The organism is Bartonella sp. LJL80, from assembly GCF_054871565.1.
Map to the genome: position 1 here is coordinate 35,505 of NZ_JBTXLM010000004.1, position 22,988 is coordinate 58,492.

Genomic DNA, 22,988 nt, shown 5'->3' on the forward strand with positions numbered 1-22,988 from the left:
CGAAGGTGCGAAGGCAGTTTGTTGGATGCATCTCTCTACAATGCAAAATGCCTAGATGCAGGCCCCGTTTAACTGTTTTGCAGGGTGTTTGAAACGGAGTACTGGCGGGGCGCCTAAGAAAATGATCGTTATGGTAATGTCATAGCGAGAAAATGATTCTCAAAAGACCATTCCATTCTTAGCTTGCTAGAAGCAAAATGTTGCGTCAATTTGGGACAATGAATTCATAATTTCATCATATTGTCTGACATTTCAAAAAAAACTTATCGTTTTCGACGGGTTCGTTCAAGAATATCTTGTTGTAGCCGTCATTTTGCCCGATACCGAAGTTCTTCGCGTCGGCCTTACGGTCGATGTGTTTGAGCGATCGGGGAGACCGAGACCCCCCGCAACGGATTTCCTCCGATCGTTGACCCGGCTGAAGTTTTCTTCAGTCGGGTTTTTTATTGGCATATGAAAACGGATAAAGACATCCTTAAGCGCATTTTGTTCTGGAAGAATAAGCGCGGGTATCAATTACAATTTGTCCAACAATTCCTTGGTTGGCCAAGAATCGGCTGGCATTCCTAGGCGTTGCTGCTCAGTGCGCACCGCATCACGCGTCAAAACGCCATAAATACCATCAACTTTACCCATTTCATAACCGCGGTCGGCAAGCTTTTGTTGTAATTGCTTGAGCTCATCGGTCGTTAATCCAGGTTCTGGATTTCCGATGTCAAAGGGCGGAGCACCGGCCAATCGGGAAGCGAAATAAGCAACCGTCGTCGCGTAAACAATGGATTTGTTCCATTCGACAAAAATATCAAAGTTTTCATAGGCTAAAAATGCCGGACCTTTTCGCCCCATCGGCAGCATAAGCGATGCATCGCCGTCGTCTGGACCAAGCGGACCGTTCATTCCTTCAATTCCCCATTCAGCCCATTGTGAATGCGGTTTGCGATTAGTACGGATAGCTTCATGCCAAGGCAGGTCGTCACGGGTTATCCGTACCTCTTCAAGCCAAGGTTGGCCACGTTTCCAGCCCAATTCACTCAACATCCGCGCAGCTGTCATGACAGCATCTGCAACGGAACCTTTTAAATCAACCTTGCCATCGCCGTCGCCATCGACCCCTCGCTCCAAATAGTCTTTTGGTAAAAGCTGCATCTGACCGATTTCTCCGGCCCATGCTCCTGTCGTGCTCGCATTGACCACGCCCTGATCAAAGAGTTTCAGCAAAGCAACCAATTGTGGTCTGAAAAGTTCCGGGCGCCGGCAATCATGCGCTAGCGTGAAAAGCGCATTGAGTGTATCGAAATCGCCTTGTACCGCACCGTAATCAGTTTCGAGTCCCCAGAATGCTGCTATCACCGGACCGGGAACGCCATAAGTTTCTTCCGCCTTGCTAAAGATGCTTGCGTATTTCTGCAGATTCTCTTTACCTTTTTTCAAACGGGCATCGGGGACAACGCGTTTAGAGAATTCAGCGAAAGTGAGATTGAATATGGCTTGTGAGCGGTCTCGGCCAAGAACCCTTTCATCAATAACGGCGCGTTTAAGCTGGTCGATTGAGTGCTCACTGACGCCAGCATTTTGTGCATCTTGCGCTACTCCTTTTATAAACGTATCCAGTGGCGTGCCGCATGCGCTTTTCGCAGCATTGGCTGCCGCCTCATCAACAGCGCTCCGAGCGGCGCCGGAAGCAATATCCTCGGCTTGTGTCGGTGACCAGATCGTTGTTGCCAGCAACATCGCCGAAGCTGCTAAAAGTGCTTTTTTTATGTGATTCATCAATCGTATTTCCCTGCCACCTAAGACCCCAACAGTCATGCACTATATTTTATACGAAATGAAGCGGGGTGCGACAATATGCTTGTAGATGCCAGTAGCAGTTTTTCGTTGGCTTCTGACTTAACGGGCAGAGACAAAACGCTGCCAATCTTCACGGCTACCTGAAAAGACGTTGATATCGGCGTCGCCGCCGATCCCCGGAATTCTTCCTGTACCGGTATATTGCCAAAAGGTCCAAGGGTGCGGGCCGTATTTTTCCTCAGGGTGTCCCGCAACCGAGCGCAACCAGAATGTATAACCCTTAATTTGTGCTAGATCATTCCGATCAAAAAAATCGACAGTGGTATAGATGATGGGCCTTTTGCCATAGTGTTTCTCGACCATGGAGAGGTATATTTTCATTTCACTGCGAACAGTTTCAGCAGGTGGGCGAAGTTTGCATGTGGGTGAAAGATGGTTCCATTCCATATCAAGAACCGGAGGCAGGGCGCTTGCGTCTTTGGGAACATTGCGGATAAACCATTTCGCTTGGTCTTTTGCCGAACGGCAATAGTAATAAAAATGGTAAGCCCCGCGTGCTACACCGGCTTCTTGTGTGCCATTCCAGTTCCTGACAAAATAATCGTCCACACGGTCGCCGCCTTCAGTTGCTTTTATGAAAGCGAATGAAATACCGCTGCGTTTTGCTGCAGCCCAATCAATATCACGCTGATATTTCGAAACGTCTGTTCCGTGTATGGGATAATGCCACGGCGTTTTTTGCCCCCATTCGTGGGGCTTGCGATCATCAAAGCGCGGCGCGTTGATTGTTCCTTTCGGCATCGTATTTGCTGTCGGCTTGAGGTCACCGAAATCGTAGGACGTTGACGTACATCCGATCAGCACGGCGGATAGGATTGCGGGAATAATGGTTTGACGCACCATTTTTGCGACATTATTTTGCGTGAACAATTGAAAGCCTCTCGCTTTGATATTGCAATGACCATTGCGCAAAATAGTAAAAGAATGGCATATGAAACAAAATATTCGGGAAAAATCATGAAGAAGCTTCGCTGGCGCCGCATTATTATTTTGATTATCATTCTTCTTCTGTTGGGTATCGGGGGAAAATGGGCATATGAACGGTTTATGGGGGGCGCTTCTACGGGCGTTGATGGCAATGCATTGCCTCAGGGGCCTGCATTATCATTGCCTGATGCTCCTCTCACTCCATCAAACATGACGCCGCAACAGAAGCAGGATGCGATCGATCAAGCAAAGAAAGATGCTATCGCTGCTGCTTTAGCCAGCGGACAGAGTGAGCAACAGGCCCAAATGAGTGGCGAAGCAGCAGCAAAAGCTGCAACAGAAGCTATGCAAAGGCCATCTCCAGTCGATGCTGATCAGTAATATGCAGCCTTTGTTGTGTTGCTGCATTTCTTCTTGTCGGATATCATAAGAAGACCACTATTTTAGGAAATCTCAATGTCGTCTTTATGGACACGCCTTGGTGAATTGATCAGCCACGCAGCCAGTGATGCGTTCGGTACAATTATCGAACACATACGAACTTTGTTTGCAGGTGATCCTGAAACACGCCGGCAAGTTGCGTTTTCGGTGTCAATGATCGCGCTTTCTGCAAAAATGGCAAAAGCAGATGGCGTGGTGAGTGATGCTGAAGTCAAAGCTTTTTACGAGATATTTGCTGTGCCTGCCCCTGAATACCGTAATGTGGAACGGCTTTATAATCTGGCAAAACAGGATGTCGCAGGTTTTGATATTTACGCGGCGCGCCTTTATCGGTTATGTCAAGACACCAATTGTCAGAGGCAATTGCTAGAGGATGTGCTCGAAGGGTTGTTCCATATAGCCAAGTCCGACGGCATGATTCATACTGATGAAATGGAATTCCTGCGTAAAGTCGCGCAGATATTTGCGTTTACTCCGTCACGCTTTGAAGCAATCAGCGCCCGCCACGTGTCCGCCGGCAGGGCAGATCCTTGGCGTATTCTGGGGTTGGACAGAAATACAAATTTCGATGAAGCGCGCAAACGTTACCGCGATCTGGTACGTGAACATCATCCAGATCAGGTCTTGGCAAGAGGGCTTCCAAAGGAATTCATGGCAATTGCCAATGAACGCTTGGCAGCGATCAATAATGCGTGGGCCATTGTACGCGAGGAGTTTGTAGCAGCATGACGATGCAAAATTTCAAACCGGATTACGAAAGCGCTATCGTTCGTCCGTCGCCAAACTTTGAACCCCGTAAGGACAACGTAAAGCCGCAATTTCTGATTTTGCATTATACCGGTATGGAAAACGCGGAAGCTGCGGAGACGTTGCTAGAATCACCAGATTCCAAAGTCTCAGCCCATTACGTCGTTCGACAGGATGGTGTTGTTGTGCAAATGGTGCGTGAGATAGATCGAGCGTGGCATGCGGGCGAAAGCGTTTGGAATGGCATTCAAGATGTCAATTCCCACTCAATTGGAATTGAAATCGATAATTTAGGGCCTCTAGGCAATTTCCCGGATTTTGCTGAGCGGCAGATCGAAACGGTTATAAGCCTTTGTCGCTCTATTCAGGCAAGACATCAAATCGCTTCTCGTTATGTCTTGGGACATTCGGACATTGCTCCACATCGCAAGATTGATCCGGGTGAAAAATTCCCTTGGAAGACACTGTTTGAGAACGGTATAGGCCATTGGGTTTTACCCAAAGCAATATCCGGCGGTCGTTTTATGACTATCGGTGAAAGTGGGCGCCCGGTTGAGGCTTATCAGTCCATGTTGGCACTCTATGGCTATGGTATTGACATAACTGGTGAGTTCGATGAGCGCACGCGTATTGTAACGGAAGGTTTTCAACGGCATTTCCGACCAGAAAAAGTTGATGGTGTTGCCGATGTTTCAACAATAGATACGTTACACAGACTTCTTGGCACTCTGGGAAGCTTATCCTGAAAGCTTGGCTAAAGGGCGTCATTGCATCATTTCCATGTAAGCCGAAAACGATGTAATCCGCGTTTCAATGTTCGCCGTAGAAGGCGCGTTGGGCGATTTCCAGCTCTTCTGCATAACGTTTGCGAACGTGACTTTCGGAGAGAATTCCCAGTACATTGCGGTTCTGATCGACGACCGCTAGCTGGTCTGTTGCTGCCTTATCAAAACGTTCCATAACAGCATTCGCATCCATTTCCGGCGTCAAAGTATAGGTGCGCGTTTCTGCGAGGCTGGCAATTGCATCATCGTCTTTCAGCCCTTCAACATATGCGTTGGATGGAATGACAATTCCGGCATATTTGTTATCTTGATCTAGTAATACGACCCTGCTGGTAGAGCCTAGAGGAAACTTTCTGCGAAATTGTGCTATCGTTAAATCATCGGGGGTGGCGTTGGTCTCCCGCCGCATCATGCGACCAGCGGTCAGTGTTTTCACCCAGCCAACATCACGCGCGCTTTTTATAGTTTCGCCACGCAGATGAAGACGCCATGTCGAGAAAGAATAGCCGAAATGGTCTCGGACAATGGTTGAGGCAACCAGCGAGGCGATCACGACTGCTCCCGTCAGGCTGAAATCGCGTGTCGCTTCCAATACAAGCATGGCCATAGTCAATGGCCCGCCAATCACTGAAGCTGCAAATGCCGCCATTCCGACTAAAGCCGCGACTTTACTGTCAAGAAGATTATCTTGAAACAATGTATCAATACCGCCTGCATAGAGACGGCCAATCAGGGTACCTAGAAAAAGCGAGGCAAAGAACAGACCGCCGCGAAAACCAAATCCTAAAGATACAATGGAAGCAGCGGATTTGGCGATAAAAATAAGTGCAATAAAGCCGATCGTTGCGGATGATACGAAATCGACTCTTAAAGCTCCATGACCGCCCGATAAGGCTTGTGATGTCAAAGCCGCAATAGGCATAAGAAGCAGCCCTCCGAGTGCCGGGCGTAACCAAACAGGAATTTTAGCAGCTCGCACCCACGACTCGACAACGGTGACTGCCCGCATTAAAGCGATGCCTAAAAGCGCACAAACGCCGCCTAAAAGCGCGTAAAGGCAATAGTGCAGAAAATCGATCGAATGGTCGTTAACGGCAGCGATTATATAAGGCTTCGCGCCGAGAGTTTGTGCGACAAGGACAGCCGCCAGAGCAGCTGCGGCAACCGGTGCTAGTGCAGAAAGTGTATAGGCACCGATTACAATTTCAAACGCATAAAATGCACCAGCCAGCGGTGCGCCGAATGACGCTGCAATGGCAGCGCCGGCACCCGCACCCACCAGGATACGCATATCGGAGCGGCGAAGATTAACGAGTTGGCCTAATCGTGAACCCGCCGCACCGCCCATCTGGGCATAAGCCGCTTCTAGGCCGACCGACGCGCCAAAGCCATTTGAAATGAGTGTCTGTCCAGAGATGATCAGGCTGTCACGGATGGATAGTCTTCCGCCATGGAGAGCATTGGCTTCCACAACGTCGGTTAGCGCCCTTTTACGCGCTTTCACGATATAGGAGAAAACTGCAAGCACAACGCCACCTATGGGCAAAATAAGAAGATGCTGCCAACCAAGCGCATGAGCGCTTAAGCGTTCGTCGGGGGCAAGATCAAAGAAGTAGGTTTGCATCATGTGTGCAACGCTTGTCAGAAATACGGCAAATACACCAGCAAGCGCGCCGACGAGAAGCGCCAATACGATAAACCAGCTTTCGCTGGCACGCAATTTACGGCGCGACCAATTGAGAACACGCAGTGTTTGATAGTGCAAACGCATATCCGAGGAGCCCTGAAACAACAAGTAATTATAGGTTCATGCGTTTAATACCGCGCGAAATCAAAACACAATCACTTGTTCGCCTTTTTGTTTCCCCGCGGCACAGATTCACAAAATGGCCCTGATAAAATCATTGTAAGGCCGCGCTTTGGCTCGATTTGACCGGCATAAAATGCCCTTCACCATAACACTAGGTTAAGCAAATCTCCTGAAGAAAAGATGATATCACTGATGAAACGCCTTATTAGCGCTGCTCTCTTCGCGTCGATGACGCTTGTTTTGAGCCAAGCAAATGCCGCCCCTCGCGGTAATAACGCTTCCAAAAATGCTTCCATTGCAGCAGATAAAACATCCGCCCGTCCTTATGAAGCCTTGATACAGAAACTCGCGAATAAGCATAATGTTCCCGTCGATCTTGCTCACGCGATCGTTCGCACAGAAAGTAACTATGATGCCGATGCACGAGGTTCGGCTGGCGAGGTGGGTTTAATGCAGATAAAGCCTATGACAGCCAAGGGATTGGGCTATTCCGGTTCGATCAAGCAACTATATGAACCTGCGACAAATTTGGAATACGGCATGAAGTATCTGGCGCAGGCGCACAAGTTGAGCGGCGGCGATACATGTAAAACCATATTGAAATATAATGCCGGTCACGGTGCAAAAAAGATGAACCCTATTTCAGCGCGTTACTGCACAAAAGTTAAGATATATCTGGCTTCAGTTCAGTGAAAACGCTTTTTTATGTAAGCGGTTTGCACTGGTGCTATTTTGCTTTATAAGCGGCGCGTCAGTCGGTCGGGCAGCCGCGCCTGTCCAATGCCGAAAGGCGGCAGGTGAGGAAAGTCCGGGCTCCATGGAATAACGGTGCCGGATAACGTCCGGCGGGGGTAACCCTAGGGAAAGTGCCACAGAAAGCAAACCGCCCGAGCAATCGGGTAAGGGTGAAAGGGTGGGGTAAGAGCCCACCGCGCGGTCAGTAATGGTCGCGGCAAGGTAAACCCCACCGGGAGCAAGACCGAATAGGGATGACGTGCAGGCTTAGGCTTGCAGCCGGTTTCCGGGCCAGTCATCCGGGTAGGTTGCAAGAGGCGGATGGCAACATCCGTCCCAGATGAATGGTTGCCACGTGGGGCCATATAGCCCCGCCATACAGAACCCGGCTTACAGACCGACTGACATTTTCACCGCAACGTGATTGTTATTTTGCCTTAGCGCAATTGACGCGTGTGGTGGTTCGCGCCTAAATGCAAAGCATTCGCATTTAGAAAGAGCATTCATGCCCGCGTCCAAAGATAAACGCTTTTCCAAAGCCAGCTTAACAGAACGAACCTCGGCGGGCATTTCAGCGATGCTTTCTGGCAAGCATATGGGCGGCCGATCTGTTTTTTTAATGATGGGCCCTGCAGTCATCGCCTCGATCGCCTATATGGATCCAGGAAATTTCGCTACCAATATTCAGGCTGGTTCGGGTTATGGCTATACCCTCTTATGGGTGGTTTTACTCGCCAATCTTATTGCGATGTTATTTCAAGCACTTTCCGCTAAGATAGGCATTGTCACGGGTAGAAATCTTGCCGAATTATGTCGTGATAATTTTTCTAAACCGACTGTTATTATCATGTGGGTGGTCAGTGAAATCGCCGCCATGGCAACAGATCTTGCTGAGTTTCTTGGTGGTGCCATCGGTTTGGCCTTATTGTTCAATATGCCACTCATGGCGGGTATGGCCGTCACGGCTATTATAACCTATGCGCTATTGATGATCGACCGTAAGGGTTTCCGTCCGATGGAAATACTGATTGGTGTATTGGTATCGATCATTGGTATTTGCTATCTAATAGAAATGATTATCGCGCCCGTAGATTGGGCAGCCGCAGGGTTTCATCTCATTAAACCTGAAATGCCTGATGCAAATGCCTTGCTTATATCGGTTGGCATAATCGGTGCTACGGTGATGCCGCATGCGCTTTATCTTCATTCCGGTTTGACACAGCATCGCGTAAAGGTTGAAGGTGATAGTGATCGGGCGCGACTTGTACGTTTTTCTAACCGGGAAGTAGTGGTTGCATTGGCGGTAGCCGGAATGGTCAATATGGCCATGGTTATCATGGCCGCGAGTACCTTTCACGGTAGCCATAGTGATGTGGCGGAGATAGAGCAGGCATACCATACCCTAACACCACTGCTGGGTGTTGGTGCAGCCGGTGTATTTCTAGTGTCACTGATTGCTTCAGGAATTTCCAGCTCTGTGGTGGGTACAATGGCGGGGCAAATGATAATGCAGGGCTTTGTCGGTTTTCATATTCCGGTTTGGCTGCGTCGGTTGGTGACGATGCTGCCAGCCTTTATCGTTGTTGCGATGGGCGTTAATGCAACCAAAGCTCTGGTGGTCAGCCAGGTCATCCTGTCAATATCATTACCTGTACCAATGATTGCGTTGCTTTATTTTAGCGGACGTGAGAATATTATGGGCCAGTTTGCAAATCGTATCTATACGCAAATCATTGCGGTCGTGGCAGCGATTTTGGTTTTGGTTCTCAATTTTATTCTGCTTTTTATGACATTCGGACTTTTGCCTGAAATATCCTGACGTTGATTGTCAATCCTAACACTTCTTTAAGCATAATGATGCGATAATTGGATAGGCATAACTCTATCTGTAGATGTTTTGTGCAAAGTTTCCGTTGCGATGCTCTGTGTCGCGGCGGGGTGTGAAGCATGCATTGTAAAGACAACGATTTTGACTGGTCAGGATATCAACGACAAGCGTCATATTCCCGTTTTATTGCAACCTGTTTTGAACGGGATGGCACCGCTTGAAGCGCAGACAATTATTGATGGTACTTTTGGTGCAGGTGGTTATACGCGTGCATTGCTCGCTGCTGGAGCCAATGTAATTGCGCTCGATCGTGATCCGAATGCCATCCGTGATGGTCGTGCGCTTGAGGCGCAATATGCTTCTCACCTTCGTTTGATTGAGACCGAGTTTTCTCGTCTGGATGAAGTTGTTTCCGATAAGGTTGATGGGGTAATTCTCGATATTGGCGTCTCTTCTATGCAGATAGATCAGGCTGAAAGAGGTTTCTCGTTCCAGAAAGACGGGCCTTTGGATATGAGGATGGCGCAGGCAGGTTTTAGTGCGGCTGATGTTGTTAATCGTTTGCGGGCTACAGATTTGACGAGAATTTTCGGGATTCTCGGCGAGGAGCGGCATGCCGGTCGTATTGCGCGTATGATTGAGCGGCGCAGGCAGGATCGGTTGTTTTTGCGAACTTCGGATTTGGCAAATGCTATTGAGGCGCTGGTGGGGCGCAAGCCGGGTGACCATATCCACCCCGCAACGCGCGTTTTTCAGGCATTGCGAATCTATGTGAATGACGAACTCGGTCAGCTTGCCCGCGCAATGTTTGCTGCAGAACGTGTTTTGGTGCCGGGCGGCAGATTTGGTGTCGTCACATTCCATTCACTGGAAGATCGTATGGTAAAGCGCTTTTTTGCAGCGCGTTCAGGCGGTACGGGCGGGTCGCGTTATCTGCCTGAGGTAGAGCAGGTCAAGGCGAGCTTTATTCCTTTGTTTAAGGGCGGCCAAAGTGCCGATGACGCCGAGCTGCAAATAAACCCCCGCTCCAGATCTGCGCGTTTGCGGGTAGGGGTGCGAACCGATGCGCCTCCAATGGTAGAGGATATGGCGATTTTTGGTCTGGCTGACATTGTTGAATTTGATGGTAGTAAAAAATGACAGTATTTCGCACATTTGATATGATTTTGGTGGCGATTATGATTTGTGCTGCAGGTGTCACTTACAAAGTGAAGTATGATGCGCAAAAACGTATTGGCGAGGTCCGTAGAATCGAACGCCAGATTGTTGCAGAAAAAAATACTATCAATCTTTTACATGCCGAATGGGCGATGATGATAGAGCCGGGGCGTATGCAAATATTGGCATCACGTTATCAGGAGCAATTGGGGTTGCAGGTGACAGAGGCGCGGCAAATCGTTCAACTGCAAGATGTGCCAGAGCGTTTGCCGGATCAGATTGAAAACTTGATCAAAGATAACGAGCTGGAAGAAAGCAATGCGCTGCTTGCTCGCAATGGGACTGCAGGTGTCGATAATTTTGCGACAGGGAGTGTTCGTCCATGAAGCTGTTTCCCTTTCTGTCGCGTAAAGGCAAAAAACCGACTGATAAATATGCGGAATTGCAGAAAACCGAATATCGCTCGCGGCGCAGTCGTCGACGCTTAGGTGTGGTTGTGACGTGTTTTGTCGGTGTTTACGCAGTTATTGGGGCGCGCCTCGTATATTACGGTATGGAAGGTGGGCAGATTGAGGAAGCAAATGGTCCTGCGGTGCAACAGTCAGCTGCACGGCCAGATATTCTGGATCGTAATGGAAGGTTGCTGGCGACAGATCTTAAGACCTATTCGCTTTTCGCTGAGCCGCGCCGTATTATTGATGTCAATGAAACAATCGAGTTGATATCAACGGTTTTGCCCAATTTAGATTGGCAGGGAACCTATCGTAGACTTAAAAGTAAATCCGGTTTTGCGTGGATTCAGCGTGGTCTCACGCCAAGTCAAAAAGAGCAGATCATGGCACTGGGTATACCCGGTGTCGGCTTCCGCACCGAGACGCGCCGCTTTTATCCCGGTGGTCCGACAGCGTCCCATATCCTTGGTATGGTCAATGTCGATAATCAAGGGACTGCGGGGATGGAGAAATATATCGACAATGCCGGTTTGAGCGATTTGCGCGCTGCCGGTCTTGCTGATGAAACCTCACTTGAACCGGTCAGCCTGTCGATTGATGTGCGTGTTCAGGCTATCGTGCGTGAAGAATTGGCGCTCGCCATGGAGCGCTATCAAGCAATTGCAGCCGGAGCTGTGGTCATCAATATCCATACGGGTGAAGTACTGGCTATGGCATCCATGCCGGATTTTGATCCGAATAATCCGGTCGATGCATTAAAAAAAGATCGCCTTAATCGCATGACTGCCGGGACATTCGAGATGGGGTCTACGATTAAGAGTTTCACCACTGCAATGGCTCTCGATTCTGGAAAATTCCAGCTCAACAGCATGATTGATGCTTCTAAGCCATTGCCGGCGGGACGCGGACGCTTCATTCGCGATTTTCATGGTAAGTATCGTCCACTGACAGCTTGGGAGGTCTTTATCTTCTCATCCAATATCGGTTCGGCAAAGGAGGCACTGACTGTCGGTATAGATGGTCATCGTGAATTCTTGAAGAGACTGGGTTTGCTTGATCGTATGACGACGGAGTTGCCGGAAGTGGCACGCCCTGTTGAACCGCGGCAATGGAAGGCCGTCAATTCAATGACGATCGCCTTCGGGCACGGTATGATGACAACCCCTCTGCAAACTGCAGTCGGGGCCAGCGCGTTGATGAATGGAGGCAAACTAATAGAACCGACATTCCTCAAACGTAATGCCGAACAAGCGATGGAGCATTCCAAGCAAGTAATAGCACCCGAAACAAGTCGGGATATGCGTTATCTGTATAAATTGAACGGTGATATCGGTTCGGGACGGCGTGCCAAGGTTGAGGGATATCGCGTTGGTGGCAAAACGGGAACAGCCGAAAAAGTGGAAAATGGAAAATATTCCAAGAACAAACGGTTCAATGCATTTTTAGCATCGTTCCCCATTGATAATCCGGAATATGTTGTGTTGACGATTATTGATGAGCCAAAGCCTGAAGAGGGCAAATTTTCTGCAACTGCCGGTCTTAATGCTGCCCCTATGGTGGCTAACATTATTCGTCGATCGGCAACATTTCTTGGCGTAAAACCAGATTTTCGTGAAGAATATGCGCCGGTTTTGACAGCTGCGACCAGTCAGGGATTGCCTGAAACATCTGCGAACGACTAAAGCTTGAGGGGATAGGCACATGAAGCTTGATCAATTGATAACAGATGATACCCCGCATTCGCTTTTGCCGTCTATCGAGATAACCGGCATTACTGCTGATTCCCGCCAAGTCTTGCCGGGGTATCTTTTTGTAGCCTTGAAAGGCAATAAGGGGGATGGCGGCCTTTATGCAGCTGATGCGGTTGCCCGCGGCGCTGTCGCGATTTTGACGGATCATGAGTTCCATCTAGAGGCCACCAAGGTTCCGGTCTTGCGTGTGTTGGATGCGCGCCATGAATTAGCCATGGCTGCAGCAAAGTTTTTCGGAAAGCAACCTCCTATCGTTGCGGCAGTTACAGGTACCAGCGGCAAAACCTCGGTTGCTTCTTTTACCCGTCAGATTTGGAAAGATACTGGCTTTCCAGCGGCAAGTATTGGTACCGTCGGGGTGATGTCTCCAACCAGAAGCGAATATGGCTCTTTAACCACGCCTGATCCAGTCTATCTGCAGAAAGTTTTGTGTGAGCTTGCCAATGAAGGCGTAACACATGTTGCGATGGAAGCATCGTCACACGGAATTGACCAACGCCGATTGGATGGTGTCAGGCTCGCAGCAGCAGCTTTTACCAATCTTGGTCGCGATCATTTGGATTATCACCCGACCGTTGAAGATTACTTCAAGGCGAAGATGCGTTTGTTTGATACGCTTTTGCCAAAATCTGCACCGGCAATTGTTTTCGCTGACGATGCGTATTCGCAAAAAGCTATCGAACATATCACAAAGTCAAAACGTAAAGTTCTCACCGTTGGCAGAAAAGGGGATTTCATCAGCATACGCCGCGTGGAGCATGAACGGTATAGACAATACGTAGAATTCGCGATGGGAAATGACGTATATGAAGTAAATTTGCCGTTAGCGGGAGATTTCCAAGTGTCAAATGCGGTTGTGGCAGCTGGTTTGGCTATCGTAACAGGTGTGCCAGAGGCCGCAGTTTTCAGGGCGTTGGAACGCTTGAAGGGTGCGCCCGGCCGTTTAGAGCTTGTCGGTGCGACAAAGGATGATGCACCTGTTTACGTCGATTATGCGCATAAGCCTGAAGCGTTGGAACAGGTATTGTTGTCAGTCAGACCATTTACAACTGGAAGAGTTGTTTTGGTGTTCGGCTGTGGTGGTGACCGGGATAAAGGAAAACGCGCACTGATGGGCAAAATCGCGTCCAAATATGCAGATGTTGTGGTTGTGACCGATGATAATCCACGCACAGAAAAGCCGGCAGAAATACGCAGGGAGATTTTAAGCGCGGCACGTGGAGCAACGGAAATCGCAGACCGACGTCAAGCCATACGCCATGCCGTGTCGCTATTAAAGGCTGGTGATACCCTCATTGTTGCAGGTAAAGGGCATGAAAAAGGTCAGATCGTTGGGCAAGAGGTTTTACCTTTCTCTGACCATCAGGAAGTGACAGCAGCGTTGGAAGGCAGAAACTTATGACAGCTTTATGGACGCGCCAAGCGCTGATAGAGGCAGTGGCAGGCAAAGCGATTGGAAACGTACCTGAAACGTTTGCAGGTGTTTCTATTGATAGTCGCACGGTTAGGCCTGGCGAAATATTCTTCTGTATCAAAGGAGACCAGTTCGACGGTCATGACTTTGCAGATAAGGCTGCAGCAGCGGGTGCAGGTGTTTTGATTGTTGCAATCGAGCGCCTCGCTGCCATGGAAAAGCTTTCTATCCCACTCATTGCGGTTGAAGATGTTCTGATAGCTCTTGAAAAGCTTGGGAATGCCGCACGCGAGCGCTCAAAGGCGAAGATTATTGCTGTAACGGGATCCGTCGGGAAAACAACGACGAAGGAGGCGCTCCGGCATTGTTTGCAGGCAGTTGGAAAAGTTCATGCTAATCCGGCATCATTTAATAATCATTGGGGTGTGCCATTAACTTTGGCCCGAATGCCTCTGGATACCGATTATGGTGTTTTCGAAATAGGCATGAATCACCCAAATGAGATTAGGCCGCTGGTCAAGCTGGTGAGGCCGCAGATTGCAATCATCACGCGGATAGCTCCCGTACATTTCGGCTTCTTTTCGAGTTTGGAACAGATAGCCGATGCAAAAGCCGAAATTTTTGAAGGAATGACCGAAGGTGGTATCGCTTTACTGAATGCTGATGATGATTTCTTCTTCTATCTTTCAAAAAAAGCGACGCGGTGCGGCATCAAAAATATTCGGAGTTTTGGTGAAGCAGATTTCGCCGATTATCGGTTAGAACAGTTGCATATGCAGGCGGATTGCTCGTGTATGACGGTAAAAGTCGGGCAACAGGAAGCGATTGTCAAGGTCGGGGCACCGGGCCGTCATATTGTGCAAAATAGTCTGGCTGTATTAGGTGCCTGCGATAGTGCCGGTGCCGATTTGGCTCATGTGGTTTTGGCTCTTGCAAGTTTCACAGCCGAAAGCGGCCGTGGGGCCCGTTATCATTTGGCATTGCCAACAGGCGGCGATTTTACACTGATTGATGAAAGCTACAATGCAAATCCGGCATCTATGCGCGCAGCGCTTGAGTTGCTTTCTGCTGCTGAAACGGGGCCACGCGGAAGACGTATCGCTGTATTGGGCGATATGTTGGAACTTGGCAAATATAGCGAGCAACTTCATAAAGAATTGGCTGAGCCAATCTTCGAGTGCGGAGCAAATCCGGTTTACCTCGTCGGAAAAGAAATGAAGCCGCTTGCCAAAGATCTTTCAGAGCGCTTAAACGTTCATTACCGAGCCAAAATCGATGACATTCTTCCACTTATTTTGGCAGAAATATCCAATGGCGATGTGGTTATGGTCAAGTCATCCAATAGTATTCGTTCGTCTCTTATTGTCGCGGCTCTTCGCGAGCGCTATAAGACTGTCGCCGCATAAATTTTAAAAGGGCCTTCCTGCCATGATGATGTTTCTCTCGTCACTGACCGATTTTTTGCCGGGTGTCGGGGTTTTCCGTTATATTACCTTCCGTACAGCTGCAGCAATGCTGACTTCGGGACTGATCGTGTTCCTGTTTGGTCCAAGCATCATCGCTTCACTGAAAGTTCGTCAGGGCAAAGGGCAGCCAATCCGCGCCGACGGCCCTCAGACGCACTTCAAAAAGGCCGGTACACCAACCATGGGCGGCTTGATGATTTTAAGCGGAACGGTTGTTTCAGCGCTCCTATGGTGTAATCTGGCAAATGTGTATTTCTGGGTCGTGCTGCTTGTCATGTTGTCGTTCGGCGCTATCGGATTTTATGATGACTACCTGAAGGTCACAAAACAGAGTGACAAGGGATTTTCTGGTAAAGCCAGATTGGGTCTGGAGTTTCTGATCGCCGCGATAGCTTCGCTGGTCATTATGTATACGGAATCAACCGGCTTGGCGCTACCTTTCGTCAAAGAATACCTCGTCAATCTTGGATGGTTTTTTATACCATTTGTGGCTTTTGTGATTGTCGGAGCAGGTAACGCTGTGAATTTTACTGACGGTCTTGATGGACTAGCAATCGTGCCAGTTATGGTGGCTGCATCATCCTTCGCACTAATCGCCTATCTGTCGGGCAACGTAAATTTTGCCGATTATCTGCAAATCCACTATGTTGCAGGTTCAGGTGAGCTTACGGTTCTTCTAGGGGCTGTAGTTGGTGCGGGACTTGGATTCCTGTGGTTCAACGCTCCGCCAGCTGCTATTTTCATGGGTGATACCGGATCGCTTGCACTTGGCGGTATGTTGGGTGCTGTAGCAGTCGCAACCAAACATGAAATCGTGCTGGCGGTCATCGGTGGATTATTTGTTATGGAAGCGTTATCCGTTATCATCCAAGTTGGTTGGTACAAATTGACAAAAAAACGTGTTTTCTTAATGGCGCCTATACATCACCATTTTGAAAAAAAAGGTTGGACAGAAAGTCAGGTTGTCATCCGGTTCTGGATCATTTCCATTGTGTTGGCCCTGATTGGTCTTTCAACGTTGAAGCTTAGATAGATCCCATGATTGCGATTGATTGTTTTAAAGATAAGAAAGTTGCGCTTTTCGGACTTGGCGGTTCAGGCCTTGCGACGGCACATGCCTTGATTGCTGGCGGGGCAACTTTATGCTGTTGGGATGATAATCCGGCAGGTGTGGAAGCGGCACACGCTCAAAATATCCCGGTGGTTGATTTGCGCGAAGCAGATTGGAAATCGTTCTCCGCTCTGGTGCTATCACCCGGTGTTCCATTGACCCATCCTCAACCGCACTGGGTAGTTAAACTCGCGCGCGATGCGGATATCGAGATTATCGGCGATATCGAGCTATTTATCCGTTCCCGAGACATTTTTCTCAAAGATAACCGCTTAACGGATGCGGATGTCCCGTTCATTGCAATAACTGGTACAAATGGAAAATCCACAACGACGGCATTAATCGCTCACCTTCTTTCCGTCGCAGGCAAAGACGTGCAGATGGGTGGGAATATCGGAACCGCGATCCTTTCTCTGGACCCGTTCAAGGCGGGTCGTTATTACGTCGTTGAATGCTCGTCTTTCCAGATTGATCTGACACCCTCCATCAATCCCACAATCGGCATATTGCTCAATCTATCTCCCGACCATATTGACCGCCACGGAACATTTTCCAATTACTGCGCAATAAAACAGCGTCTGGTAGAAGGTGCCAAGACATCTTTGATCGGTATTGATGATCCCGCCTGTTTCGATATTTTTAAAGCGCTGAAACAGCAGAAGAAAAATGTCCATCCGGTTTCGCGATATTCTAAACCTGATGACGGTGGCTATTATGCTTTGGGTAATGCGCTTTATAGTTTTGCAGATGGGAAACCTGTTGAACGGTTGACATTGGCAGGTATCGATTCCTTACGCGGCAGCCATAATGCGCAAAATGCTCTCATGTCGCTCGCAACAGTTGATATGTTGAAGATTCATTTCGACGATCTGCATGGCGCATTCGCGTCTTATTCAGGTTTGCCGCATCGTATGCAACAGGTGCGCAAGATAGGGCATGCTCTGTTTGTCAATGATAGCAAAGCTACAAACGCGGAAGCTTCAGCTCCCGCCCTTGCTACATTCGACCATATCTACTGGATCATCGGCGGATTGGCAAAAGAGGGCGGCATAACTGCTCTGAAACAATATTTCCCGAAAATATGCAAAGCTTATCTGATCGGCGATGCTGCTGATGATTTTGCTCGCACGATCGGCAGTGCGTTTCCGATTGCGATGTGTGGAACGTTGGACAATGCTGTCAAGCAAGCAGCACAGGATGCTGCCAATGATGCTGCTGATGAAGTCGCAGTGCTTCTTTCTCCTGCTTGTGCCAGTTATGATCAGTTCAAAAATTACGGTGCAAGGGGTGACGCTTTCATCAATCTTGTGAAAGCCTTGTAAAAACTATCGACGGCGTTAACCAACCAGAATCTTTTTCAGCGTAATCTATCTGATTATTGATCAAATATAACGGTGCAATTGGCACCGGCAGAAAGGGATATCATGGTTTCTCGCGCTGATCGCGGGCCGATAGCCAATTGGTGGTGGACAATCGACCGTTCCATTCTCGCAGCTTGTCTGATGCTGATGGGACTTGGCATTATGTTATCTTTTGCAGCAAGCCCAACGGTTGCCAGTAAGATCGGTATCGCTGATAGCTTTTATTTTGTGCGTTGGCATATTATCTTCAGCTTCCCAGCACTTTTTACCATGATTTTTATTTCATTTTTTACGCCACGTAATATTCGGCGTTTTTGTGCGCTGTTGTTGTTGGCAACACTTGTATTGCTTGTTGCAACGCTTTTATTCGGTGCCGAGGTTAAAGGATCACGGCGTTGGATTTCAGTGTTGGGAATTTCTGTTCAGGCTTCGGAATTTATGAAGCCTGCCTTCGTGGTAATGTCTGCTTGGCTATTTTCGGAGCAAACCCGTCGTAACGGGATACCCGGCTATACATTGGCAATCCTGCTTTACGCCACATGCGCATGTTTGTTGGTTCTGCAGCCCGATATCGGTCAAACAATGCTGATAAGCGCAACGTGGGGTGGTCTATTCTTCCTTGCCGGCGTTCCTTTGATTGTCATAGTATTTTTTATCGGTTTAGCTGTTGTTGGTGGCTTCGGCGCCTATATGTTTGTCCATCACGTTCAAGAACGCGTCAATGGCTTTTTGACCGGCGAAGGGGATACGTTTCAGGTGGATGTAGGACGCGAGGCCATCTTAAACGGCGGTTGGTTTGGGCAGGGGCCGGGAGAGGGAACCGTTAAACGCATTGTTCCTGATAGCCATACCGACTTTGTTTTTTCGGTCGCGGCCGAAGAATATGGCATTATATTGTGTTTGTTGATTGTAGCACTGTTTGCTTTCATTGTGATACGCTCTATGCGCATTGCGATGAATGAGCGGGACTCGTTTACCCGTTTCGCTATCGCCGGAATTGCGATGCTCTTTGGTTGTCAATCAATGATCAACATGGCTGTTAACCTCCATCTAATGCCACCTAAGGGCATGACGTTGCCTTTTATTTCTTACGGCGGCTCGTCGATGGTAGCTATCGCAATCTCAATGGGGATCTTGTTGAGCTTAACGCGTCGTCGCCCTGAGGCTCGCCTTTCTGCGTCCTTACCCACAATGTTGCCGGCGGTATAAAATGATGGATAAAAAGGTAATTGTTCTGGTGGCTGGAGGTACTGGCGGGCATCTCTTTCCTGCTGAAGCTTTGGCCGGGGAATTAACCAAGCGTGGTTACGATGTTCATCTCGCAACTGACACGCGCGCAAAGCGTTTTGTCCGTCATTTTGCCGAAGATCATATCCACGTAATTCCGTCAGCTACGATCAAAGGCAGAAATCCAATTTCACTTTGTAAAACGCTATGGCAACTGTTAAAGGGCGTGCGCTGTTCACGTCGCCTCTTCAAGCGTCTCAAGCCGGTACTGGTTGGCGGCTTCGGCGGTTATCCCACTTTGCCTCCGCTTTATGCTGCACAATCTGCGGGTATTCCTACCTTTATTCATGAGCAAAATGCAGTTATGGGGCGTGCGAATAAAGCAATGGCACCAAGGGTGACGGCAATTGCGGGGGGATTTTTGGCAGATGGCGGACAATATGAAAATAAGACGGTTATTACAGGAAATCCTGTACGCGAAGCAGTTATAAAGGCAGCGAGTCAGCCTTATCGACCATCAGTTGGCGATGCGCCATTCCATTTGCTTGTCTTTGGCGGCAGTCAGGGTGCATCCTATTTTTCTGAAGTTGTCCCAGAGGCTATTTCGCACCTTGATGAGAAAACCCGCAGGCGTATCCGGCTAGTGCAGCAAGTACGCGGCGATAAAGTCGAACTTGTCGAGACATACCGCAAAATGAATGTTGAAGCCGAAATTGCGGAGTTCTTTGATGATATGGCAGATCGGATTGCCCGCGCAAATTTTGTCATGGCGCGATCTGGTGCGTCGACAGTTTCGGAAATAGCTGCCATCGGACGTCCTGCTTTATTGGTTCCATATCCCCATGCTCTCGATCATGATCAGGCAGCCAATGCAGCAAAATTGGCAGCGACCGGAGGTGTTAAGGTTATAGCGCAACACGAACTTGACGCGCAGAAACTCTCGGAAGTCTTTAAAGTCGCATGTGACGACTCTGATCTTTTAATGACACAGGCCGCTGCTGCTAAATCGGCCGGGCATGTCGATGCTACCGAAAAGTTGGCGGATCTTGCTGAATTGCTGATATCTAGCCAATCAATCAGCATATTGAAAAAAGGAGAAACACTATGAAAATGCCGCTGAGCATTGGTCTTGTCCATTTTATTGGCATAGGCGGTATTGGGATGAGTGGAATTGCCGAAGTTCTCCACAATCTTGGTTATAAGGTGCAAGGATCGGATCAGGCAGATAACGCTAATGTGGAACGGTTGCGCGCGAAAGGTATTGATGTTCACATTGGTCACAGTGCAGAAAATCTCGGACATGCCGAGGTTGTCGTAGTATCGACAGCAATACGCAAGAATAATCCTGAATATGTTGCTGCGAAGGAAAAGCATCTGCCTATCGTAAGGCGCGCGGAAATGTTGGCGGAGTTGATGCGTTTCCGGCAAGCTGTCGCCATTGGCGGTACACACGGCAAAACAACGACTACGTCTATGGTGGCTACTCTTTTGGAAGCAGGCAATCTTGATCCGACTGTTATCAATGGCGGTATCATTAATGCCTATGGTACGAATGCACGTATGGGCGGCGGGGACTGGATGGTGGTCGAGGCTGACGAAAGTGATGGCACATTCTTAAAGCTACCTGCGGATATTGCTGTCGTCACGAATATCGATCCTGAGCATCTTGATCATTATGGTAGTTTTGATGCTGTGCGTGAAGCATTCCGACAATTCGTCGAGAATGTACCCTTTTATGGATTTGGCGTGATGTGTCTTGACCATCCAGAAGTGCAAGCCCTGGTCAGCCGCATCGATGACCGACGTGTCATTACATATGGTGCCAATCCGCAAGCGGATGTTCGCTTTCTCAATCACCATATGGAAGGAGCGAATTCGCATTTCGATATCGTCATAAGATCGCGTAAGACCGGCGCTGTGATCGAGATGAAAAATCTTGTTCTACCGATGCCTGGGCGGCATAATGTGTCTAATGCGACAGCAGCTATCGCAGTTGCCCATGAATTGGGTATTTCCGATGATGCAATAATCAAAGGGCTTGCGGGTTTTGGTGGCGTTAAGCGTCGCTTCACACATACAGGAAGCTGGAACGGTGTCGAAATTTTCGATGATTATGGCCATCATCCCGTGGAAATCAAGGCGGTTTTGAAAGCTGCCCGTGATAGTGTAAAGGGCCGGGTAATCGCGATTGCACAACCACATCGATACTCAAGGTTGCACGATTTGTTCGACGACTTTGCAACATGTTTCAATGATGCGGATACGATACTGATTGCACCGGTTTATGCTGCTGGCGAAGATCCTATTGACGGTGTAAGTTCAAAGGAGTTGGTCGAGCGGATAAAGACGGCTGGACACCGGGATGCGCGTTTATTAGATGGTCCTCAAGAGATTGCTCCGCTTGTAGCGTCGTTGGCTAAGCCGGGAGATTACGTTGTATTTCTCGGCGCAGGAAATATTACTCAATGGGCTTATGCTCTGCCCGAACACCTAGCAATTATGGATGACAAATGACCTATTCGGCTGCCATTGACGGTGACACGCTTATGCAGCGTTTGATGCCTTTGCTTAAGGATATCCGTGGACGTATGTCTATCAATGTAGATATGAGCAAAGTGACATGGTTCCGAACAGGTGGCCTTGCAGAATTGTTTTATCAACCCGCCGACGAAGCTGATCTCAGCCAGTTTTTGTCGGTGCTCCCTCAGGAAATCCCCGTAACGATCGTCGGTATAGGATCCAATCTTCTCGTACGAGATGGCGGCATAAAAGGGGTGACAATTAGGCTTTCGGCAAAGGGCTTCGGAGAAATTCAGCAGGTTTCGCCAATGCAGTTGTTTGCGGGCGCAGCTACGCCGGATAAACGTTTGGCAGCTGCTGCATTGCAAGCGGAGCTTTCAGGTTTTCATTTCTACCATGGCATACCTGGTGGTCTCGGCGGTGCGCTGAAGATGAATGGTGGAGCAAACGGTGTTGAAACCGCTGAGCGTGTCGTCGAAGTTTATGCTATTGACAGAGAAGGCAAACGGCAAACATTAAAAAAATCCGATATGAACTATTCATATCGCCATTCAGAAACACCAGATAATCTGATTTTCGTTGGGGCCTTGTTGCAAGGCGAACCAGGTGAAAAAGACGATATACGTCGCGCAATGGATGAGGTTGCCCGCCACCGTGAAGACGTGCAGCCTATTCGTGAAAAAACCGGTGGTTCAACATTTAGAAATCCGGATGGAACCTCGGCTTGGAAGGTTATCGACGCTGCGGGGTGCCGTGGATTGACCATTGGAGGTGCCCAGATGAGCGAGATGCACTGTAATTTTATGATCAATACTGGCACGGCCACCGCATATGATCTCGAACTTTTGGGCGAGACTGTACGTAAACGTGTTTACGAGAATAGTGGTATAACGTTGCAGTGGGAAATTCAGCGTATTGGAAACTTCGCTGATGGCATGAAAGTTATTCCATTTTCTGCCAAATGATTATACGCCCCGCAAATCCCGCCGATGTGCATGAAATTTTTGAAATTCGTACATCGGTTAAGGAAAACCATTTGACCCGCTTTCAGCTCGCCGAACTCGGCATAACTGTTGATAGTATTACACAGATGCTAACCGACAACGCAAACGCTTGGGTGGCGCAATATAGGAATGTCATTACGGGTTTTGTCATAATAGATCAAACCGTTGGTGAATTATCTGCGTTGTTCGTCCGATCCGAATATCAAGGTGAGGGCATCGGCCGTCGGCTGCTGGATATTGCTGAGCAAAACCTCTTTGCATGTCATGACGAAATCCATTTGATTACAGATGGAAATAGTCGCGCTGCAGATTTTTATCTTGCAGCTGGTTGAAAACAGCCAAGCGCCAGCCATTGTCAAGATGTACGTTTGTCAAAAATAGCTCCAAAGCAAACGAAAAA

General features: G+C 48.7%; 20 protein-coding genes and 1 other RNA gene. 18 read left to right on the top strand and 3 right to left on the bottom strand.

Features of this window, described 5'->3' with window-relative positions:
• Window positions 1–516: 516 nt before the first annotated feature.
• Entirely contained in the window at window positions 517–1,761 is a 1,245-nt protein-coding gene (locus ACYSNS_RS07015) for a lytic murein transglycosylase (protein WP_461722839.1), read from the bottom strand.
• A gap of 129 nt (window positions 1,762–1,890) precedes the next feature.
• Window positions 1,891–2,694, bottom strand: coding sequence for a glycoside hydrolase family 25 protein (locus ACYSNS_RS07020; protein ID WP_461722840.1), 804 nt, complete (start codon window positions 2,692–2,694; stop codon window positions 1,891–1,893).
• A 114-nt stretch (window positions 2,695–2,808) separates the two neighbouring features.
• On the opposite strand from ACYSNS_RS07020, the gene ACYSNS_RS07025 reads away from it, so the two are divergent.
• The 3 genes from ACYSNS_RS07025 (at window position 2,809) to ACYSNS_RS07035 (ending at window position 4,712) form a co-directional block, all read left to right on the top strand.
• Window positions 2,809–3,159 (top strand): hypothetical protein, encoded by a 351-nt coding sequence (locus ACYSNS_RS07025; protein ID WP_461722449.1) that lies wholly within the window; start codon window positions 2,809–2,811, stop codon window positions 3,157–3,159.
• A 75-nt stretch (window positions 3,160–3,234) separates the two neighbouring features.
• Complete coding sequence (locus ACYSNS_RS07030; protein ID WP_461722450.1) at window positions 3,235–3,948, top strand: TerB family tellurite resistance protein; 714 nt, start codon at window positions 3,235–3,237, stop codon at window positions 3,946–3,948.
• Between the two features lie 2 nt (window positions 3,949–3,950).
• The gene (locus ACYSNS_RS07035; RefSeq protein WP_461722841.1) at window positions 3,951–4,712 is read left to right on the top strand and encodes an N-acetylmuramoyl-L-alanine amidase; all 762 of its coding nucleotides are present in this window, start codon (window positions 3,951–3,953) and stop codon (window positions 4,710–4,712) included.
• A 64-nt stretch (window positions 4,713–4,776) separates the two neighbouring features.
• On the opposite strand, the gene ACYSNS_RS07040 is transcribed toward ACYSNS_RS07035, so the two are convergent.
• Window positions 4,777–6,522, bottom strand: a complete 1,746-nt coding sequence (locus ACYSNS_RS07040; protein WP_461722451.1) for a chloride channel protein — start codon at window positions 6,520–6,522, stop codon at window positions 4,777–4,779.
• A 222-nt stretch (window positions 6,523–6,744) separates the two neighbouring features.
• Here ACYSNS_RS07040 and ACYSNS_RS07045 point away from each other — a divergent pair, with 222 nt between their 5' ends.
• The 15 genes from ACYSNS_RS07045 (at window position 6,745) to ACYSNS_RS07115 (ending at window position 22,920) form a co-directional block, all read left to right on the top strand.
• A complete protein-coding gene (locus tag ACYSNS_RS07045; protein ID WP_461722842.1) occupies window positions 6,745–7,254 on the top strand; it encodes a lytic transglycosylase domain-containing protein in 510 nt (169 codons plus the stop codon).
• 58 nt (window positions 7,255–7,312) lie between these two features.
• Window positions 7,313–7,705: RNase P RNA component class A (gene rnpB / locus ACYSNS_RS07050), an RNA gene on the top strand.
• A gap of 96 nt (window positions 7,706–7,801) precedes the next feature.
• Window positions 7,802–9,115: an Nramp family divalent metal transporter gene (locus tag ACYSNS_RS07055; protein WP_461722452.1), complete on the top strand. Its 1,314-nt coding sequence runs from the start codon at window positions 7,802–7,804 to the stop codon at window positions 9,113–9,115.
• Between the two features lie 150 nt (window positions 9,116–9,265).
• The gene (gene rsmH, locus ACYSNS_RS07060) at window positions 9,266–10,264 is read left to right on the top strand and encodes a 16S rRNA (cytosine(1402)-N(4))-methyltransferase RsmH (protein ID WP_461722453.1); all 999 of its coding nucleotides are present in this window, start codon (window positions 9,266–9,268) and stop codon (window positions 10,262–10,264) included.
• On the top strand, window positions 10,261–10,668 hold the full coding sequence (ftsL, locus tag ACYSNS_RS07065; RefSeq protein ID WP_461722454.1) for a cell division protein FtsL: 408 nt from the start codon (window positions 10,261–10,263) through the stop codon (window positions 10,666–10,668). Before rsmH ends, ftsL begins: the two co-directional genes overlap by 4 nt.
• On the top strand, window positions 10,665–12,416 hold the full coding sequence (locus ACYSNS_RS07070; RefSeq protein ID WP_461722455.1) for a peptidoglycan D,D-transpeptidase FtsI family protein: 1,752 nt from the start codon (window positions 10,665–10,667) through the stop codon (window positions 12,414–12,416). Before ftsL ends, ACYSNS_RS07070 begins: the two co-directional genes overlap by 4 nt.
• A gap of 19 nt (window positions 12,417–12,435) precedes the next feature.
• Complete coding sequence (locus ACYSNS_RS07075; protein WP_461722456.1) at window positions 12,436–13,887, top strand: UDP-N-acetylmuramoyl-L-alanyl-D-glutamate--2,6-diaminopimelate ligase; 1,452 nt, start codon at window positions 12,436–12,438, stop codon at window positions 13,885–13,887.
• Window positions 13,884–15,305, top strand: a complete 1,422-nt coding sequence (locus ACYSNS_RS07080; RefSeq protein ID WP_461722457.1) for a UDP-N-acetylmuramoylalanyl-D-glutamyl-2,6-diaminopimelate--D-alanyl-D-alanine ligase — start codon at window positions 13,884–13,886, stop codon at window positions 15,303–15,305. Before ACYSNS_RS07075 ends, ACYSNS_RS07080 begins: the two co-directional genes overlap by 4 nt.
• A 22-nt stretch (window positions 15,306–15,327) precedes the next feature.
• Complete coding sequence (gene mraY / locus ACYSNS_RS07085) at window positions 15,328–16,398, top strand: phospho-N-acetylmuramoyl-pentapeptide-transferase (protein ID WP_461722458.1); 1,071 nt, start codon at window positions 15,328–15,330, stop codon at window positions 16,396–16,398.
• Between the two features lie 5 nt (window positions 16,399–16,403).
• A complete protein-coding gene (gene murD, locus ACYSNS_RS07090; RefSeq protein WP_461722459.1) occupies window positions 16,404–17,798 on the top strand; it encodes a UDP-N-acetylmuramoyl-L-alanine--D-glutamate ligase in 1,395 nt (464 codons plus the stop codon).
• Window positions 17,799–17,900: 102 nt separating this feature from the next.
• The gene (locus ACYSNS_RS07095; RefSeq protein WP_461722460.1) at window positions 17,901–19,046 is read left to right on the top strand and encodes an FtsW/RodA/SpoVE family cell cycle protein; all 1,146 of its coding nucleotides are present in this window, start codon (window positions 17,901–17,903) and stop codon (window positions 19,044–19,046) included.
• 1 nt (window position 19,047) lies between these two features.
• On the top strand, window positions 19,048–20,172 hold the full coding sequence (gene murG, locus ACYSNS_RS07100) for an undecaprenyldiphospho-muramoylpentapeptide beta-N-acetylglucosaminyltransferase (RefSeq protein ID WP_461722461.1): 1,125 nt from the start codon (window positions 19,048–19,050) through the stop codon (window positions 20,170–20,172).
• Complete coding sequence (gene murC, locus ACYSNS_RS07105) at window positions 20,169–21,578, top strand: UDP-N-acetylmuramate--L-alanine ligase (RefSeq protein WP_461722462.1); 1,410 nt, start codon at window positions 20,169–20,171, stop codon at window positions 21,576–21,578. The genes murG and murC overlap by 4 nt, the downstream gene beginning before the upstream one ends.
• The gene (gene murB / locus ACYSNS_RS07110) at window positions 21,575–22,549 is read left to right on the top strand and encodes a UDP-N-acetylmuramate dehydrogenase (RefSeq protein WP_461722463.1); all 975 of its coding nucleotides are present in this window, start codon (window positions 21,575–21,577) and stop codon (window positions 22,547–22,549) included. The genes murC and murB overlap by 4 nt, the downstream gene beginning before the upstream one ends.
• A 71-nt stretch (window positions 22,550–22,620) precedes the next feature.
• Window positions 22,621–22,920 (top strand): GNAT family N-acetyltransferase, encoded by a 300-nt coding sequence (locus ACYSNS_RS07115; RefSeq protein WP_461722464.1) that lies wholly within the window; start codon window positions 22,621–22,623, stop codon window positions 22,918–22,920.
• The last annotated feature ends 68 nt before the right edge of the window (window positions 22,921–22,988 follow it).